The organism is Rhizobium sp. BT-226 (assembly GCF_025847085.2).
In the GTDB taxonomy this organism is placed as follows: domain Bacteria; phylum Pseudomonadota; class Alphaproteobacteria; order Rhizobiales; family Rhizobiaceae; genus Rhizobium; species Rhizobium sophorae.
In genome coordinates this window covers 200,074-215,000 of record NZ_JAOYTI010000007.1, presented here as the reverse complement: position 1 = coordinate 215,000, position 14,927 = coordinate 200,074, and the positions used below count along the sequence as shown (strand labels likewise).

Annotated in this window: 14 protein-coding genes; 5 read left to right on the top strand and 9 right to left on the bottom strand. The window is 61.5% G+C overall.

All coding sequences use genetic code 11. The annotated features are described in order from the left end of the window. Window positions 1-8: 8 nt before the first annotated feature. Genes OIU37_RS31910 through OIU37_RS31900 form a run of 3 tightly spaced genes read right to left on the bottom strand, consistent with a single transcriptional unit; the run spans window position 9 to window position 2,338 of the window. On the bottom strand, window positions 9-734 hold the full coding sequence (locus OIU37_RS31910; RefSeq protein ID WP_264259808.1) for an ABC transporter permease: 726 nt from the start codon (window positions 732-734) through the stop codon (window positions 9-11). A gap of 12 nt (window positions 735-746) precedes the next feature. Continuing rightward, window positions 747-1,520, bottom strand: coding sequence for a transporter substrate-binding domain-containing protein (locus tag OIU37_RS31905; protein ID WP_168309673.1), 774 nt, complete (start codon window positions 1,518-1,520; stop codon window positions 747-749). Window positions 1,521-1,558: 38 nt separating this feature from the next. Then, window positions 1,559-2,338, bottom strand: coding sequence for an ABC transporter ATP-binding protein (locus tag OIU37_RS31900; protein WP_264259807.1), 780 nt, complete (start codon window positions 2,336-2,338; stop codon window positions 1,559-1,561). A gap of 162 nt (window positions 2,339-2,500) precedes the next feature. Here OIU37_RS31900 and OIU37_RS31895 point away from each other — a divergent pair, with 162 nt between their 5' ends. The 5 genes from OIU37_RS31895 to mctP all read left to right on the top strand — a co-directional run bounded on the left by OIU37_RS31895 (window position 2,501) and on the right by mctP (window position 7,049). Further along, window positions 2,501-2,965, top strand: a complete 465-nt coding sequence (locus OIU37_RS31895; protein WP_168309671.1) for an Lrp/AsnC family transcriptional regulator — start codon at window positions 2,501-2,503, stop codon at window positions 2,963-2,965. 122 nt (window positions 2,966-3,087) lie between these two features. Continuing rightward, window positions 3,088-4,473: a sensor histidine kinase MctS gene (gene mctS, locus OIU37_RS31890; protein WP_264259806.1), complete on the top strand. Its 1,386-nt coding sequence runs from the start codon at window positions 3,088-3,090 to the stop codon at window positions 4,471-4,473. Next, complete coding sequence (gene mctR / locus OIU37_RS31885; RefSeq protein WP_264259805.1) at window positions 4,470-5,114, top strand: two-component system response regulator MctR; 645 nt, start codon at window positions 4,470-4,472, stop codon at window positions 5,112-5,114. Before mctS ends, mctR begins: the two co-directional genes overlap by 4 nt. Before the next feature lie 272 nt (window positions 5,115-5,386). Next, window positions 5,387-5,584 (top strand): DUF3311 domain-containing protein, encoded by a 198-nt coding sequence (locus tag OIU37_RS31880; protein WP_003555492.1) that lies wholly within the window; start codon window positions 5,387-5,389, stop codon window positions 5,582-5,584. Further along, window positions 5,574-7,049 (top strand): sodium:solute symporter family monocarboxylate transporter, encoded by a 1,476-nt coding sequence (gene mctP / locus OIU37_RS31875; RefSeq protein ID WP_138334699.1) that lies wholly within the window; start codon window positions 5,574-5,576, stop codon window positions 7,047-7,049. Before OIU37_RS31880 ends, mctP begins: the two co-directional genes overlap by 11 nt. A 148-nt stretch (window positions 7,050-7,197) precedes the next feature. Here mctP and OIU37_RS31870 read toward each other — a convergent pair whose 3' ends face one another. The 6 genes from OIU37_RS31870 to OIU37_RS31845 all read right to left on the bottom strand — a co-directional run bounded on the left by OIU37_RS31870 (window position 7,198) and on the right by OIU37_RS31845 (window position 14,925). Then, on the bottom strand, window positions 7,198-9,159 hold the full coding sequence (locus tag OIU37_RS31870) for a methyl-accepting chemotaxis protein (protein ID WP_240605037.1): 1,962 nt from the start codon (window positions 9,157-9,159) through the stop codon (window positions 7,198-7,200). A gap of 527 nt (window positions 9,160-9,686) precedes the next feature. Beyond that, window positions 9,687-10,757 carry an LLM class flavin-dependent oxidoreductase gene (locus OIU37_RS31865; RefSeq protein ID WP_264259804.1) on the bottom strand — a complete coding sequence of 357 codons (1,071 nt, stop codon included), beginning with the start codon at window positions 10,755-10,757 and terminating at the stop codon, window positions 9,687-9,689. 63 nt (window positions 10,758-10,820) lie between these two features. Beyond that, on the bottom strand, window positions 10,821-12,194 hold the full coding sequence (locus OIU37_RS31860; protein ID WP_264259803.1) for an LLM class flavin-dependent oxidoreductase: 1,374 nt from the start codon (window positions 12,192-12,194) through the stop codon (window positions 10,821-10,823). Between the two features lie 37 nt (window positions 12,195-12,231). Then, window positions 12,232-12,981 carry an ABC transporter ATP-binding protein gene (locus tag OIU37_RS31855; RefSeq protein ID WP_264259802.1) on the bottom strand — a complete coding sequence of 250 codons (750 nt, stop codon included), beginning with the start codon at window positions 12,979-12,981 and terminating at the stop codon, window positions 12,232-12,234. Then, on the bottom strand, window positions 12,957-13,865 hold the full coding sequence (locus OIU37_RS31850; protein WP_171377813.1) for an ABC transporter permease: 909 nt from the start codon (window positions 13,863-13,865) through the stop codon (window positions 12,957-12,959). The genes OIU37_RS31855 and OIU37_RS31850 overlap by 25 nt, the downstream gene beginning before the upstream one ends. Before the next feature lie 34 nt (window positions 13,866-13,899). Continuing rightward, the gene (locus tag OIU37_RS31845; RefSeq protein WP_264259801.1) at window positions 13,900-14,925 is read right to left on the bottom strand and encodes an ABC transporter substrate-binding protein; all 1,026 of its coding nucleotides are present in this window, start codon (window positions 14,923-14,925) and stop codon (window positions 13,900-13,902) included. Window positions 14,926-14,927 lie beyond the last annotated feature (2 nt).

Below are 14,927 nucleotides of genomic sequence, written 5' to 3'. Positions count from 1 at the left end.
CGCTTTCTTCAGGCAAGGCGCGGCTGCCCCCGCCGTACCCGTCCCTCGATCAGCTTGAAGACAACGTTGGAAACAAGCGTGATGGCGAGATAGAGAAGGGCCGAAGCAAGGAAAAAGACGAAGTAATGCTTGGTGCTTGCCCCGGCAAGACGGGTGGCGAGCGCCAGTTCCTGGTAGCCGACGACTGCCACCAGCGCGCTGTCCTTGGTGACCGACATCCACAGATTGGCAAGACCCGGCAGCGCGTTCGGCAGGAGCGCCGGCAGCAGGACCCGGCGGAACCTCAGCACCGGCCCCATGCCGAAGGCCTTGGCGGCCTCGATCTGACCGACCGGAATGGCAAGGATCGCGCCGCGCAGCACCTCCGTCATGTAGGCACCCTGGACGAAGCCGAGCACGGCGACGGCCGCGACGAAGCCGTTCACATTGACCGGCGGCAGCTCCAACGCGGCGAGCAGCCGGTTGAGGCCGTCGGTGCCGGCATAATAGAGCCCGACGATCAGGATCAGCTCGGGAACAGCGCGGATCAGCGTGGTATAGAGATCGAGCAGCAGGCGCAGTATGCGATTGCCCGAAAGCTTTCCCAGCGCGCCGCCCGTGCCGAGCAGCAAGCCGATCGCGAAAGCGCAAGCCGAGATGGCAACCGTAGAGACCGCACCTGCCAAAAGAACGCCGCCCCATCCCGGAGGATAGGGAGACAGCAGGTCCAGAATACCTTGTTGCGCGGTCGCCATCGTTCCGGCTGCTTACTTTGCGCCGTAGATGTCGAAATCGAAGTATTTCTTGGTGATGGCGTCATACTGGCCGTTGGCGCGAACCGCAGCGATCGCCCCATTCAGCTTGGCCTTCAGCTCAGTGTCTTCCTTGCGCAGGCCGCCCGAAACGCCGGCGCCGAGAATTTCCTTGTCATCGGCAACGTCGCCCATCTTGGCGCAGCAATCCTTGCCGCCATCGCTTTTCAGGAAAGCGTCAAGCGCCAGTGAATCGCCAAAAACATAGTCGATACGGCCGGAGGCGAGGTCCTGAAAAGCCTCGTCCAGCGTCTGGTAGGTCTTTTCCTCAGCAGTGGCGGCGAAATATTTCTTGTAATATTCCGACTGGATCGTCGACACTTGGATGCCGATGGTCTTGCCCTTCACATCCTCGGCGGTAGCGCCCGGCTTCTGGTCCTTGGGACCGATCAGGGTGCTCGGCGTGTTGTAATATTTGTCGGTGAAGTCGATCACCTTCGAGCGTTCCGCAGTGTTCGACATCGACGACCAGATCACGTCGAACTTCTTGCTCTGCAGAGCCGGAATGAGACCATCCCAGGAAATGTCGACGATCGAGCATTTCTCCTTCATCTCAGCGCAGACGGCATTCATGAGATCGATCTCCCATCCCTGCCACTGACCGGAAGCGTCCTTGGCGAAGAAGGGCGGATAGGATTCGTTCATGACGCCGAAGCGGACTTCGGCCTGTGCGGTAACGGCCGAAAGCGCAAGTGCCGCGCCGGCAAAAAGCATGGGGAGCAGTTTCATTCGCAGGATTCTCCTGGTTTGGTTTAGCGATGTGGGCATCAGTGGGTGCTGAGACCGGTGAATTCCCGGCAACGGGCGCTGACGGGCGCCCCGAATATCTGCTCCGGCGGGCCTTCTTCCTCGATCCGTCCCTGATGCAGGAAGAGAACGCGGCTCGAGACATCGCGGGCGAAGCGCATTTCATGCGTGACGATCAGCATGGTCCGGCCTTCTTCCGCCAGATCGCGGATGACTTTCAGGACCTCGCCGACCAACTCCGGGTCAAGCGCCGATGTCGGTTCGTCGAACAGCATGACATCGGGATCGACGCAGAGGGCTCTGGCAATCGCCGCGCGCTGCTGCTGGCCGCCGGAGAGGAAGGCGGGATAGGCATGGCGTTTGTCGAAGAGCCCAACCTTGTGGAGCAGGGCCTCGGCCTTCTCGACGGCCTCGCGCCGGGGAATGCCCATGACATGCACCGGCGCCTCGATGACGTTTTCCAGCACCGTCCGATGAGCCCAGAGATTGAAACTCTGGAAGACCATCCCGAGCCCCGTCCGCAGCCGTTCGATCTGCCGCCAGCTGCGCGGCTGCAGCCGGCCGTCCCGGCCCATCTTCAGCGCGATCTCCTCGCCGTTCACGGCGATGCGACCACGATCCGGCGCTTCCAGGAAATTGATGCATCTGAGAAAGGTGCTCTTGCCGGAACCCGACGAGCCGATGATCGAAATCACATCAGACTTGTGGGCCTTAGCCGAAATACCCTTGAGAACCTCTTGCGAGCCGAAGCTTTTATGAAGATCTTCGACGCGAAGAGCAGGAAAGGGTTGATCCGACATGCATGGTTCCGGCTGAACTGAATTTGCGAAGGATAATGACAAAATAACGCGGTTTTTTCGCGCAATTTTCATCTCTTCTGCATAATTTGTGCAAAATAATCTTCCTCACGCGGTGAATGCGGCAGAAACCGTGAAGTGCCGCAGCGAGAATTGGACTGAACAATGGAACAACTGGATCGTTTTGACCGCGACATTCTCGATATCGTTCAGCGCGACTGCCAGCTGAAGGCCGAAACGATCGCCGAACGGATCGGGCTGTCGGTCTCGGCCGTGCAGCGGCGGTTGAAACGGCTGCGCGAGGAAGGGATCATCAAGGCGGAGGTAGCCGTCGTCGACCGGAAGGCCACGGGAACAGCGATGGTGTTCATCGTCGGGATGGAGATCGAGCGGGACAATTACGACGCGCTGGCGAAGTTCCGCCTCTGGGCGGAAAAGCAGGATCACATCCAGCAGGTCTATTACGTCACAGGCGCGGTCGATCTGATCGCGATCGTCACCGCCCGCGACGTCGAGCATTATGACGATATCGCTGCGCTGATCATGGCAGAAAACCCGCAGATCCGCCGCATGCACACGAATGTGGTGCTGCGGGACGTCAAGCTCGGCCTGTTCGTGCCCCTGGACTAGCGTACGCGCGATGCCCCGCCGGCAGTGGTTCCGGCTGCCATAGATCGGGCTCCGACAAGCCGCTGGACTCGCATTCGGCAAAGGGCATAATTCCCGGCGCATATTCTCGGGAGGAATGATCGTTGACGCTACGACACCAGATCATCGCATTGGCGATCGTTCCGCTCGTCATTTCGATCCTTGCGATCACCACCTTCATCACCTGGCAATCGGCAAACCTCGCCAAGAACAGCATCGACACGTTCGAGCAGAACATGCTGAAGACCAAGGAAGCCGAGATCCTCAATCTGACCAACCTTGCCCTGTCCGCCATCCAGACGATCTATGACAAAGCCGGCGCCGACGACGAAGCCGCCAAGCAGCAGGTGGCAGCGATCCTGACGTCGCTCGATTACGGCAAGGACGGATATTTCTTTGTCTACGATTACGACGGCAACAACATCGTCCATCCGCGCCAGACTTTCCGCCATGGGCATAACTGGCTCGACCTTACCGACCCGGATGGCGACAAGGTCATTGCCGAACTGATCGCCACGGCAAAAGCGGGCGGGGGCCTGCATCAATACAAATGGCAGAAACCATCGACCGGACAGATCGCCGACAAGCTCTCTTTCGTCGTCAGCCTCGACAAATGGCACTGGGTCGTCGGCACCGGCGTTTACCTGGACGACGTCTTTGCCCAAAGTGCCGCCGCCAACGCCGGAATGCGGGCCAACATCAGACGGACCTTCATCATCGTCGCGCTGATCGCCGTACCTTCGGTGCTCGTCGTTTTCACGACCTGCATGCTGCTGACGTTTCACGAGCGCCGCATGGCCGACAGCCGGCTCAAGGCGCTGACACAGCGGGTCATCGATACCCAGGAAGAAGAGCGCGCGCGGCTTGCACGCGAATTGCATGACGGCATTTCCCAAAATCTCGTCGGCGTGCGCTATGCGATGGATCTTGCCGGCCGCAAGGTCAGGACCAATGTCGACGATGCGGCTGTCACCATCGACCGCGGTGTCGAGGCGCTGAACGGCGCCATCAAGGAAATCAGGCGCCTGTCCCACGATCTGCGCCCGCGCGTGCTCGATGACCTCGGCCTGACGGCTGCCCTCGAGGCGCTGTGTTATCATTTTGCCGAGCGGACGGGGATCGAGACAAAGATCGATGCATCAGGCTTCACCGACACGCTGAAACCCGAAGCCAATACCGCGCTTTATCGCGTTGCCCAGGAAGCTTTCAATAATGTCGAGCGGCACTCCGGCGCCTCCGAGCTTGCGGTCAAACTTTGGAGCGACGGCGGCCGGGCCCGCATGACGGTCACCGACAACGGCACCGGCTTCGACGGCAGCAAGGACGGCGTCTCCGGCAGATCCGGTCTCGGCCTGCGCAACATGCAGGAGCGAATGGCCCACTTCCGCGGCTTGTTGCTGATCAACAGCAGCGAGACCGGCACGACGCTCAAGGCAATGCTGCCGAAATCGGCCAATCGTCCCGCCGATCGGCAGGCAGAAGCTGCATGACGGAACGCCCGAAAATCAGGGTGCTCTTGATCGACAACCACCCGCTGGTGCTGGACGGGTTGAAGGCCGTGCTCGAAACGTTCGACCATATCGAAGTTGCCGGCACGGCCGGGCTCGCGCAAACGGGGCTGGAGATCGGCCGGCAAGTCCTGCCGCAGGTCGTGCTGATGGACATCAACATGCCGAAGCTGAGCGGCATCGATGCGATCGAATTGTTCAGGAACGAACTTCCCCAGGCGCGGGTCGTGATGCTCTCCATGCATGACAGCCGCGAGTATATTTCCTCCTCGGTCATGCATGGCGCTGCCGGTTACATCCTGAAGGACGTTTCGACCGACGAGATCGTCTCGGCCATCGAGACCGTGGCAGGCGGGGGGACATATTTCTCGTCCGGCGTCTTCGACGCGCTGATGGGCGAACGGGCGGAGGAGGGCAACGACCCCCTGACACCGCGCGAACACGACATTCTCGGGCTGATCGTTGCCGGCAGGAGCAACCGAGAAATGGCCGACGTGCTCGGGATCACCTCCGCCACGGCGGAAACCCATCGCAAGAACCTCAAGAAGAAGCTCGGTATCGCCACCACAGCGGGCCTCATCCGCTATGCGCTCGATCACGGCATCGTCTCGAAAGGCGGGTAAATCGCGTCTACCCACTTCTGGGTAGGCCCCGGCATTTCAGCGCCGCGCCCATCTTGTGAGAACAAAACCACCGCCATAGGACTCCATCCACGGCTGGCCAAGTGCGAGCCGATGGGAGGAATTCACATGCGTTACATCAGCTTCCGATCGGTCGGAAAACCTCGAGCGACCCGAGCCGGGCCTGCCGCGGCCGCCCGCTGACAGACCTGCCTTCCACGCCGACAACTGGAACATGGCGACCGCCGCCCGCGGCGCCTGAAAGGTATCCCGACATGGAAAAACCACGTAGCAAGGCAGCGCTCTGGCTGCTTGTCATTCCCTATCTAGGTCTGCTCTGGCCGCCATTCTACAATGTCCGCGAGCCATCTCTTTTCGGCTTTCCCTTCTTCTATTGGTATCAGCTTCTCTGGGTGCCGATCACCGCAGCACTGACCTGGATCGCCTATCGGAGCACTCGCCATGACGACTGACATCAACGGCACGGCGCTTGCCGTCTTCATCTTCTTTTTCGTTTTGGTCACGGTTATGGGCTTCGTCGCCAGCCGCTGGCGCAAGCCCGAGACACTGGCCCATATCGATGAATGGGGCCTCGGCGGACGCAACTTCGGCACCTGGATCACCTGGTTCCTCGTCGGCGGCGATTTCTATACCGCCTACACCGTGATCGCCGTCCCGGCGCTGGTCTATACCGTGGGAGCCTACGGCTTCTTTGCGCTGCCCTACACCATTGTCGTCTATCCCTTCGTCTTCATGGTCATGCCTGTGCTGTGGAAACGCGCCAAGGATTTCGGCTATGTGACGGCTGGCGACGTTGTCCACGGTCAATACGGATCGCGCGGTCTCGAACTCGCCGTGGCGGCAACCGGCGTCATCGCCACCATGCCCTATATTGCCCTGCAGCTCGTCGGCATGACGGCGGTGCTCAAGGCGCTCGGGCTGCATGGCGAATTGCCGCTGGCGATCGCTTTCATCGTGCTGGCGCTCTACACCTACTCCGCGGGCCTGCGCGCCCCGGCTCTAATCGCCTTCGTCAAGGACATCATGATCTATATCGTCGTGATCGCCGCCGTCGCACTGATCCCGTCGAAACTCGGAGGCTACGCCAATGTCTTCGCCTCGGCCGATGCGGCCTTCCAGGCAAAGGGTTCCGGCAACCTGCTGCTCGGCGGCAACCAATATGTCGCCTATGCCACGCTGGCTTTGGGTTCGGCACTTGCAGCCTTCATGTATCCGCATACGCTGACCGGCATCTTTGCCTCCAACAGCGGCAAGACGATCCGCAAGAATGCGATCATGCTGCCCGCCTATACGCTGCTGCTCGGCCTTCTGGCGCTGCTCGGCTATATGGGGCATGCCGCCAACCTGAAGCTCGACAGCGCCAATGACGTTGTTCCCACGCTGTTCAAGACGCTGTTTTCGGGCTGGTTCTCCGGCTTCGCCTTTGCGGCGATCGCCATCGGCGCACTGGTGCCGGCAGCGGTGATGAGCATCGGCGCAGCCAACCTCTTCACCCGCAACTTCTGGAAAGCCTATGTCGATCCTGATGTCAGCGATGCGGGCGAGGCCAAGGTCGCAAAGATCACCTCACTGGTGGTGAAGGTCGGCGCGCTTCTCGTCATCATCTTCCTGCCGACGCAATTCGCACTCGACCTGCAACTGCTCGGTGGCATCTGGATCCTGCAGACGCTTCCGGCCCTGGTCTTCGGCCTGTACACCAACTGGTTCCGTGCACCCGGTCTGCTTGCCGGCTGGTTCGTCGGCTTCGGCGGCGGCACTTTCCTCGTCTGGGATGCCGGTTGGAAGCCCCTGCATTTGATCAGCCTCGGCGGCGAACCCTTCACCGTCTACACGGGACTGCTGGCGCTTGCGGCCAACATCGCCGTTGCGGTCGTGGTCAACGCCCTGCTTCCGGCCAAGGCTCCGGCCCGGGCCTAGAGCACGATGCCGAAATGTGTGAGCGGTTTTCGAACGACATCACGCTCACCCTCTTTGATCCGAAAATGCGAAGGGCAGCAAACGCTGCCCTTCGCGAAATTATGCCGCTTTGGCGGTCCAGCATAAGCTGCAGAGAGATCAGAGCGACTTAAAACTCTTCCCAATCGCCGGCCACTGCTGCATTCCCGTTCGTCTGGAACGATTTGCCCACTTTGGCAATCATCTGACGCGCAGGCGAGGGCGCCGGTTGAGCATGCGGCGGCGCAGCGGCGGGCTGCGATGCGCGCTTCGGTGCCACCACTCCGCCAATGTTGAACTGGCCCAGAAGCTGGAACAGCGCGTCGGCTTCCTTGGCGAGGTTGTGGGCGGCCGCTGTGGCTTCTTCCACCATGGCGGCGTTCTGCTGCGTGCCCTGATCCATCCTGTTGACGGCGGTGTTGATCTCTTTCAGTCCTGTCGCCTGCTCTTGCGAAGCGCCGACGATGGCCCCCACATTGCCGTCGACCTGCTGCACCTGCTCGGCAATCTCCTTCAGCGCCTTTCCGGTCTCGCCAACCAGGGCCACACCGCTTTTGACGTGGCCGTTCGAGGCGTTGATGAGTTCCTTGATTTCCTTGGCCGCCTTGGCGGAGCGTTGCGCCAGTTCGCGCACTTCCTGAGCGACGACGGCAAAGCCCTTGCCTGCCTCGCCGGCGCGGGCGGCTTCGACGCCGGCATTGAGCGCCAGCAGGTTGGTCTGGAAGGCGATTTCATCGATGACGCCGATGATGCTGCCGATTTCGGTGGCGGAGGATTCGATCTTGCCCATGGCGTCGACCGCGTCCCGAACGACGCTGCCCGAGCGCTCGGCACTGTCCTTCGTCTTGCGAACGAGCTGGCCGGCTTCCTGAGCCTTGTTGCTCGAGTCGGCAACGGTGGTCGTAATCTCTTCCAGGGCAGCGGCGGTTTCCTCGACCGAGGCTGCCTGCTGTTCGGTCCGCTTGGCGAGATCGTCCGAGGCGGAGCGGATCTCCTGTGCACCGGCCGCGATGGCGCTGGCGTTCTGCGCAACCTTCTGCATGGCGGCACGGAGCTTTTCGACCGCAGAATTGAAGTCGGCTCTGAGCTTTTCCAAGGACGGAATGAACGGAGTGCCGATCTGCTGTGTCAGGTCGCCATCAGCCAGCGCCTGCAGCGCATCACCAAGCTGGCCGACAGCCTTGTCCGTCTGCTCGGCAAGGGTGCGGCGCTCCTCGGCATCCTGCTCCAGCCGATGCCGCTCCGACACGGCTCGCTTCGCCTCGGCGTCGGCTTCCCGTTCCGCCTTTGCCGAAATTGCGTCGCGCAGCCCTGCCACTGCCCGTGCGAGCGTGCCGATCTCATCGCCGCGCGCTTCGAGGCGGCGGTCGCCGTCAAGATTACCCTCCGCCATCGCTTTCAGCGAAAGCTGAAGTTTTGCCAGTGGGCCGACGATCGTGCGTGCGGTCACGGCGGCGGCAACGAGTGAAAGAACAGCCGCAATGCCAAGCGCGGTCAGGGCCAATGGCTTGAAGCCGCTTGCCGTGCTGCGAACCTCGCCGCCAATCGATTTGTTCAGCGCTTCCTGGTAGTCGATGAATTTGTTGATGGCGCCAAGCCAGGCAACGAAGGCCGGTCGAGCCTGTTCGAGCAGGATCTTGCGGGCGGCCTCGCCGTCGCCCTTCTCCTGCAGCGCAATGATCTGGGCAACCAGCGGATTGGTTTTCGCTTGGATGTCGGCGATCTCGCTGAGAATGGTCTTTTCCTGTTCCGTCGCACCGGCCGGAGATGCAACCATATCCGCCATGCGCTTTTCATTCTCGGCGTAAGAAGCTGCCAGCTTCTCGATCAATGCCTCGGCGGTCTTCCGCTCATCGTCAGACGTCACCAGAGTGACGTCGCGGATGGCGATCGCCCGATCATGCACGCTGCCGCGATAGTTGATGGCAAACCGCTGCTTCACGCTGTTGACGTCGTTGATGGTTCCAAGCTTATCGTTGATCTGCGCAACTTTTTCCGTCGAATAGATGGTCAAGCCGACCATCAGCAAAAGGAGAACGCTGAAGCCAAGCGCCAGGCGGGCCACAACTCCGAAACTCATGATATTCTTCATATGCACTCTCCCCTCGCGGTGAGGTTTGTTGGAAGGATGTCTCGGCAGTCAGGATTGCTCGTCATATCTCGTTCGAATGCAGAGCCTCGGTGTGTCTCGAGCGATCCGACAGGCACCCCTGTGCCCGGAATCGCGCTTGAGATACGGGACATCCGTCAAAGCAATAAAAGCCGATTTCATGCAAAATTCGGGTGCCCGACCCGCCATCATGGCGGAGGTGACAGTCCTCAAGAACGTCGTCCCGATATCTAAAAAAATTTAGAGGAATATATTTTAGAGAGTGTAAACGGAGCCGATGGAGCATGCTATATCGCCATATCTGGATAGCATTTGCGCTTTTCGGACGGACTATTTGAGGGACGCTCTCCCGGTGGTTGCGAAATCCTCGGACTCCCCTGCGCAACAAGGCTTTGCGGCGTGCCTGCGTCTACGCGACGCCGTCCTGGAATCGGCTAGTGATTTGCTGAAAGGTCTCGGGAATCGGCATGAATTGCAGCTGCGGTGCCGAAGCGCTGGCGCTTCCGGCTTCAGCCACGTAGCAGCGGAAGAAGCTGAGCGCCCTGCCGCTTGATTTCGGAGAGATAAGGCGTGTCGGACAGCACGAAGTGGGTGATGCCGAGATCCTGATATTTGCGCAGCGAGCGGGCGACGTCTTCCGCCGAACCGACCAGCCACGTGGTGCCGGCACCGCCGCCGCCGAACTTGCCGGGCGCGGTATAGAGGTTGTCGTCGAGGACATCGCCGCGCTCATGCAGTTCGAGCAACCGCTGCTGACCGACAGCGAGCACGCCCTGGTGATCGTGCCAGCCGGTACCCTTGCTTCTGGCCATCTCGGCGACCTTTGCCTCGGCGTCGGTCCAGGCCTGTTCGGTGGTATCGCGGACCAGCGTCGTTATCCGCAGGCCGAATTCCAGCGGCGGGAGGTCGCGGTCCAGTTCCCTGCTCAACGCCTTGAGCCGCGCGATCCGTTCGCGAACACCGTCGAGCGGCTCGCCCCAGAAAAGCTGGACATCGGCCTCGGTCGCGGCGACCCGTTCGGCCGCCTCCGAGGCACCGCCAAAATAGAATTTGGGGTGCCGACGGTCGCCGCGGACCTGGATGCGCGGCACCACGGTGGAGTCGGCGACCCGGAAGTGCTCGCCGGCAGAGGTGACGTTGTCTTCGGTCCACAGTCTGCGGACCAGCCGCATGAACTCCCTGGTGCGGCCATAGCGATGTGCCTGATCGCCCTCGCTGTCGCCGTAGGCAGAGAGGTTGTCCTTGCCCGACACGATGTTGATCCGCACCCTACCGCCGGTCAGGTGGTCCAGCGTCGCCGCCGCGGAAGCGAAGTTCGCCGGTCGCCAATAGCCTGGGCGGATCGCAATGAGCGGTTCGAAGGTGGTCGTCCGGGCAGCGAGCGAGGCCGCGACGGTAAACGTGTCGGGGCGGCCCCAACCTGTGCCGATGAGCGCCCCCTTCCAGCCATGCTCCTCCAGCGCCCTTGCGTGGCTGGTCAGCGTATCCAGGCTGTTGTGGTTCTCGACGGCGGAATCGCCGCGATGGCCGGCTTTGACGTCATTGGGAATGTACCAGAGAAATTCGGATTTATTGCTCATGCGATGCTGCGGTTCTGTCTGTAATTGGAGCAAAGCAAGGGGGAGGGAAGCCCCCTCAATAGATCATACGGCCGCCTGCACCTGCTGCTGCCTCGCCCGAACCACAAAGCCATTTGGCGGGCGTTGAAGGCCAAGGTTCTCCCGCAGCGTCGTGCCTTCGTATTCGTGCCGGAACAGGCCGCGCTTGCGCAGGATCGGGACGACCTGATCGACGAAATCGGCCAAGGCGGTGGGCAGGATCGGCGGCATGATGTTGAAGGCGTCGGCAGCACCGTTCTCGAACCAGGTCTGCATCGCATCGGCGATCTGCTCCGGCGTTCCCACAACCGTCCGATGGCCGCGAGCGGTGGCAACCGCCAGATAGAACTGGCGCAGCGTCAGATTGTTGCGCGATACCAGATCGGAAACCAGCTTGAGGCGGCTTTTGTTGAGTTCGGTATTTTCTGGCAGGGGAGGGGCAGGATCATCCAGCGAGTAGCCGGAAAGGTCGACGCCCTTGTAGTGGCGGGCGAGGATATTCCAGGCGATGGAGGGATGAACCAGCGATTGAATATGGTCGTAATTCGCCTGGGCTTCCGCTTCCGTCCCGCCGAGAACCGGGAATATGCCGGGACTGATCAGCAGTTCGTCCGGCCGGCGCCCGTAGCGGTCCAGCCGCCCCTTGACGTCGGAATAGAATTCCTGCGCATCCTCGAAGGTCTGGTTGGCGGTAAAGATCATTTCGGCCGTGCGGGCGGCAAGTTCGCGCCCCGGTTCCGATGCGCCGGCCTGCACGATGACAGGATAGCCCTGAACCGGACGGCCGACGTTGAGCGGACCGGCCACCGAGAAGAACTTGCCCTTGTGATCGACGAGATGCACCTTGTCGGGATCGAGATAGACGCCGCTTTCCTTGTCGCGGATGAAGGCATCGTCCTCGTAGGAGTCCCATAGGCCCTTCACCAGGTCGACGAATTCCTCGGCTCGCTCATAACGATCGGCATGGGCGGGATGGCCCGCGATTGAAAAATTCTTCGAAACATCCGCACCTGTCGTGACGACGTTCCATGCCGCACGACCCTTGGAGATATAGTCGAGCGAGGCGAACCTGCGGGCCAGCAGGTAGGGGTCCTCATAGGTCGTCGATGCCGTGGCAACGAAGCCGATATGTTTGGTCACCTGCGAGAGGGCAGCCCAGAGGGTCAGCGGCTCGAAATGAGCGCCCTGGGCCGTGCGGCGAAGCGCTTCCGGGTCTTTGGCGCGGTCCCAACCCGCGGGGCTGTCGGCGACGAAGACGAGATCGAATTTGCCGCGTTCGGCGGTCTGGGCGAGCTCGCGGTAGTGATCGATATTGAGACCGGCATCGGCCTGCGCCTCCGGATGACGCCAAGCGGCGATATGATGGCCCGTCGCCATGATGAACGCGCCAAGCCGCATTTGCCGTTTCGATGTGCTCATTGGCTTATCTCCAGATCAAATTAAGCTGTTGCTGATGTCAGGCGGCCTTGCGGCCCGGAAGCTCGACCCCGAGCCGGCGGAGAAGATGGATTCGGAATTGCGCAAAGCGCGGATCGCCGTGGTCGCGCGGCGTCGGCAGATCGATCTTGAGATCCTCGATGAGGCGCCCTTCGTCGAGAACCAGTATGCGGTCGGCCAGCGAAATCGCCTCGTCGACGTCGTGGGTGACGAGCAGCACGGCAGGACGGTGTCTTGCACACAACTCCCGCAGCAGATCGTGCATTTTCAGCCGGGTCAGCGCATCGAGCGCGCCGAACGGCTCATCGGCGAGAAGCAGGGCCGGTTCGCGCACCAGCGAACGGGCAAGCGCCACCCTCTGCTGCTCGCCACCCGAAAGCTGGTTCGGCCACGCCGTTTCCCGGCCTGCGAGTCCGACCTCCGCCAAAGCCTTCCGCCCGGCTTCCTGGCCGGAGGCGCCGGTCAAGCCGAGCGTGACGTTCTGGATGACGGTGCGCCACGGCAGCAGGCGGGCGTCCTGGAAAACCACCGAAAGGCTCTCCGGCGTCTCGAGGGTGCCGGTTCCCTCGACACCGTGATCGAGACCGGCCAGAGCCCTGAGGAACGTGCTTTTGCCGGAGCCGCTGCGGCCAAGCAGGGCGACGAACTCGCCTTCCTCGATATCGAGATCGACGCCGTCGAGGATCGTCTTCGTCGCAAACCGCCGTTCGAGATCTCGCACGTGGACGGCCTTGGTTGCGGGCTTCAGTTTGCCAGCGTGCGGCGCCATGAGAGGGCCCTCCGTTCAAGCAGGCGGACGAGACCGTCCGAGACGAGACCCAGCAGCACATAGACCACCAGGCCGACGAGAATGACGTCGGTCTGCCCGTAATTTCGGGCAAGATCGATCATGTAACCGAGCCCGCTGGTGGCGTTGATCTGCTCGACCACGACGAGAGAAACCCAGCAGAGGGTGACGGCAAACCGCAGACCCAGAAGGAAACCGGGCAAGGCGCCGGGCAGCACCACCTGAAGGATGAAGTCCTTCTGGCTCATCCGCAGGGTCTCGGCCAGTTCGACATAGCGGCTGTCGATGCTGCGGAGCGCATTGTGGGTGTGGATATAAATCGGCACGATCACGGCAAGCGCGATGGTCGTAACCTTCATGCTCTCGCCGATGCCGAACCATAGGATCAACAAAGGGATCAGGGCCAGCGTCGGTATCGCGCGCTTGATCTGCACCGGCCCGTCGATCAGGGCTTCTCCGATCCGGGAAAGACCGGCGATAACCGCCAGGATCGTGCCAATCAGCAATCCGATGCTGAGGCCGAGCAGGGCACGCGTCGCTGACGTCACGAAGTTGTCCTGCAGGCGACCCTGCTCTATCAGCCTTACGAAAGCCTCGACCACCGTCCACGGCGCCGACAGGATACGCGGGTCGATCCATCCGAGCGCCGAGCCGACGACCCAGGTCAAGACGAGCAATGCAGGCCCGATCTGCAATCCGAAAGGTATCGCAGGTCCGGGGCCTAGCCTGCGCCGGGCGCGAGGACTGGCGGAGCCAGCCAGGCCAGCAGAGCCAATCGGCTTTGCCACGCGTGAACCTGCGTGCGCAATTCTCCCGCTTGCTGTCAGGGATAGTTTCGCCTCATCTGCATCCCAAGTGGTTGCCATGCTTCAGATCTCCTCTCCGAAGGGGTGTCGAACATTACTGGCTCTTGGCCAAAGCCGCGGCGCCGAGCTTTTCGAAGCGATTGTCGAAAATCTGCTCCACATTGAGGGGCCTGTAGCCGAGCTCGTCTGCCAGCAGGTCGATGGTTTCCTGGTGGCGCTTCTTCACTTCGCTCCAGTCGCTGGGAACGACCTGTTCGCCAGTCAGCTTGACGAGATATTCCCCGTCTTCCTGGCTCAGTCCCTGCTGACCGACGTAATATTCCTTGATCCAGAGGTCCGGGTTCCGGTTCACCCATTCGGTGGCGCGTGCCCACAGACCGACATATTCGGCGAGAGCTGCCGCCTTGGCGGGATCATCCAGAACCCATTGCGGCGCATAAAGATGGCTCGGATCATCCCGCAGGCCATGTTCCACGAGGGTCGCGCCATCGGGTCCGTATTGTGTGATGTAGCGCCTGATGTAGACGCCGCCGAGCGGTGCGATGTCGACCTGTTTGCTCGCCAATGCCTTCGGATAGACGTCGCTGGTGCTTGGCAGTTCCACCAGAGTGACGTCGCCGCTCTTCAAGCCTGCGGCATGGAGGGCACGTAGAACGAGCGTGCCCTGGGCCTGTCCCGGGCTGAAGGCGATGCGTTTGCCGCGGAAATCTGCCAGCGTCTTGACGTCGGCACCCGGCGCGATGCCGAAGCGGTAGATCGGATTGGCGATCGGGTCACGGCGTTCGCGATAGGCGATGTTGCGGACGGGCAGGTTGTTCCAGTTGGCGAAGATCGAGGGGATCTCGGCCACCGACCCGACATCGAGCGCATGGGCGCGGAAAGCTTCCGAAGTCTGCGGCCCGCCGCTGATATTGGCCCATTTGACCTCGAAACTGAGCTCCTTGCCGAGACCGGACACTTCGAGCGCTTTCTGGGTGACAGGATCGCCGATCGTCAGCACCGTGCCTGGCGGCACTTTGGAAAGCAGCGGAGCCTCTGTCTCGGCTTCCGCCGGACCGTGAATGGCACTGAGACCAAGCAGACTGAACAACGCAATTTTGAATGTCCTTGCCAATGTCATCG

Coding starts and splice junctions, on each gene's coding strand:
- OIU37_RS31910 (WP_264259808.1), bottom strand. CDS start 734: ATGGCGACCGCGCAACAAGGTATTCTGGACCTGCTGTCTCCCTATCCT.
- OIU37_RS31905 (WP_168309673.1), bottom strand. CDS start 1,520: ATGAAACTGCTCCCCATGCTTTTTGCCGGCGCGGCACTTGCGCTTTCG.
- OIU37_RS31900 (WP_264259807.1), bottom strand. CDS start 2,338: ATGTCGGATCAACCCTTTCCTGCTCTTCGCGTCGAAGATCTTCATAAA.
- OIU37_RS31895 (WP_168309671.1), top strand. CDS start 2,501: ATGGAACAACTGGATCGTTTTGACCGCGACATTCTCGATATCGTTCAG.
- mctR (WP_264259805.1), top strand. CDS start 4,470: ATGACGGAACGCCCGAAAATCAGGGTGCTCTTGATCGACAACCACCCG.
- OIU37_RS31880 (WP_003555492.1), top strand. CDS start 5,387: ATGGAAAAACCACGTAGCAAGGCAGCGCTCTGGCTGCTTGTCATTCCC.
- mctP (WP_138334699.1), top strand. CDS start 5,574: ATGACGACTGACATCAACGGCACGGCGCTTGCCGTCTTCATCTTCTTT.
- OIU37_RS31870 (WP_240605037.1), bottom strand. CDS start 9,159: ATGAAGAATATCATGAGTTTCGGAGTTGTGGCCCGCCTGGCGCTTGGC.
- OIU37_RS31865 (WP_264259804.1), bottom strand. CDS start 10,757: ATGAGCAATAAATCCGAATTTCTCTGGTACATTCCCAATGACGTCAAA.
- OIU37_RS31860 (WP_264259803.1), bottom strand. CDS start 12,194: ATGAGCACATCGAAACGGCAAATGCGGCTTGGCGCGTTCATCATGGCG.
- OIU37_RS31855 (WP_264259802.1), bottom strand. CDS start 12,981: ATGGCGCCGCACGCTGGCAAACTGAAGCCCGCAACCAAGGCCGTCCAC.
- OIU37_RS31850 (WP_171377813.1), bottom strand. CDS start 13,865: ATGGCAACCACTTGGGATGCAGATGAGGCGAAACTATCCCTGACAGCA.
- OIU37_RS31845 (WP_264259801.1), bottom strand. CDS start 14,925: ATGACATTGGCAAGGACATTCAAAATTGCGTTGTTCAGTCTGCTTGGT.